Source organism: Pseudonocardia pini, from assembly GCF_013870575.1.
GTDB lineage: Bacteria > Actinomycetota > Actinomycetes > Mycobacteriales > Pseudonocardiaceae > Pseudonocardia > Pseudonocardia pini.
On the sequence record NZ_JACBXB010000912.1, the window covers coordinates 1 to 1,963 of the forward strand.

Annotated in this window: 3 protein-coding genes; all 3 read right to left on the minus strand. The window is 72.4% G+C overall.

Annotation, left to right across the window (positions count from 1 at the left end; genetic code table 11):
• Positions 1–509, minus strand: a 509-nt coding sequence (locus H5J29_RS30695) for a dienelactone hydrolase family protein (RefSeq protein ID WP_181784441.1), incomplete at its 3' end; no start/stop codon positions are given.
• Between the two features lie 34 nt (positions 510–543).
• Complete coding sequence (locus tag H5J29_RS30700) at positions 544–1,131, minus strand: MarR family winged helix-turn-helix transcriptional regulator (RefSeq protein WP_181784442.1); 588 nt, start codon at positions 1,129–1,131, stop codon at positions 544–546.
• A gap of 530 nt (positions 1,132–1,661) precedes the next feature.
• Positions 1,662–1,963 (minus strand): MarR family winged helix-turn-helix transcriptional regulator (locus tag H5J29_RS30705; RefSeq protein WP_220188137.1); only part of this gene is annotated, 302 nt, incomplete at its 5' end.

Sequence of the window (1,963 nt, forward strand, 5' to 3'; positions counted from 1 at the left end):
GTGCGCCCGCAGGCCCGTCTCGCCCGTCGCGACGTGCGGACGCAGCTCCAGCCGTGGAAGGACGCGGCGGCGCCGACGGTCGCCCCCAGCGCGCCCGCCGCCGTCATCGAGGCGCGGCCGCCCATGCAGTAGCCGGTGGTGCCGACGGTCGGGCCGCTGACCTCGGGCCGGGCCAGGAGCGTCTCGGCGTAGGCGGCGGCGTCCGCGGCGACCATGTCCGAGGTCAGGCCGTGCACCATCGCCATCAGCCGCTCGCGCTCGGCGGGCTCGGTGAACACGGTCGCCATGTCGAAGGGCGTGAACCCGCCGAGCCGGTAGTAGACGTCCGGAAGCAGGACCGCGTAGCCGAGGCCCGCGAGGTGGTCGGCCATGTCGAGGAAGGTGTCCCGGACGCCGCCCGCGTCCACGAACATGATCACTCCGGGCCAGGGGCCCTGCCCCTCCGGTGTGTGCAGCGTGGCTGCGCACGTGCCGTCCGGAGCGTCGAGGGTCAGGGCGGTGCGAGGCATGCGGGGCTCCCCTTCGTCGGTGGTCGAGGCGACTCTAGGACTCCTCGACGCGCGGGGCCTCCAACGACCACAGGTACCCCGTCGTGGCCGCGACGATCTCCATCAGGAACCGCTCGACGACCGTCAGCTCCGCCAGGGAGTACCCCGAGACCACGCCGCCGGTGCGGGCGCCCAGCATCTCGAGCAGGTCCCCCGCCACCACGGCGCCGGTGACGGTGGACCGCAGCCGGACGCGCCTGCGGTCGCCCTGGTCCGGCTGCCGGATCACGTGGCCGGAGCGGACCAGCCGGTCCACCAGGCCGGTGACCGCGCCCGACGTCAGCAGCAGCGCCTGGCTGAGGTCGCCGGGGGTCTCCGGGTCGTCCCGCAGCTCGGCGAGCCGGATCGAGGTCAGGGCGTGCACGTCGCTGGTCCGCATCCCCCGGCTCCGGGCGAACAGCTCCACCAGCCGACCCGCCTCCCCGCCGAGCCGCCGGACCAGCTCGCCGACCCGGCCCGCCACGATCTCCTGCTCGGTGGGACGCGGGTGGGCCTGCGGGTCCCCGGCCCTGGTCGCCGCCGCGTCGCCCGGCGCGGTCTCGGGAGCGGCGTCGACGGCATTGCCCTCCCGGTACGAGGTCACGAAGGACCTCCCCACTCCTCACCCCGACCACACTCGTTCCGTCCACCCGCGTGGGATGCCTGCAGCTCCGTCGACACGTCTTCTCCTCCCCCGAGGCCGGTGACTCCACGACCGGTCGCTCAGCGCTCCCGGCGCCGCTCGCGCCGACAGCACGAGGCTGCCGCGGCGGCTCACCCGCACCGCGGGGGCAGGGCGGCAGGGCGCTTCAGTGAATGTCGCGGGGAGCGAGAGCACCGGTTACAGGACCAGGTTTCAGTACCGGTACCTGGTGCGTCAAGACGAGAGACCGACAAATTCAGTGGGCGAATCCGACCCCATGACCGATCGGGCCGCATACTGAGAGTGTCGGTCGTCGAGATAACCCCCGGTACCATTCGTATTACTTTCAGTGACTATCGCGCAGGCCGTCTACCTGCGGTGATGGACCCAGAGTAGCAAGAGTGTGATCCGCGATACGGGACATCGCTCACCACCCCGGAAAACTGGACATCTGTCCAGACGACGGGATTCCTGCGAATTGAGTGGCCCGCTCATCGTGACGGGTCGGCGGCCGCGGCGCCGGAATCCACGGCACGGAGGAATCCCACCGTCGCCGCGGCGACCTCCGCCATGAACCGGTCCACGACCGCGAGCTCCTCGGGCGAGAGCCGGGACACCACCCGGTCCGCCTGATCGGCCAATGTGGACAGCAGCTCGGCGGCGACCTCGCGGCCGGGCTCCCGGCAGACGAGGCGGACCCGGCGGCGGTCCGCGGAGTCCGGCTCGCGTCGGACGTGCCCCGAGCGCACCAGCCGGTCCACGAGACCGGTGATCGCCCCCGTGGTCAGCCGGA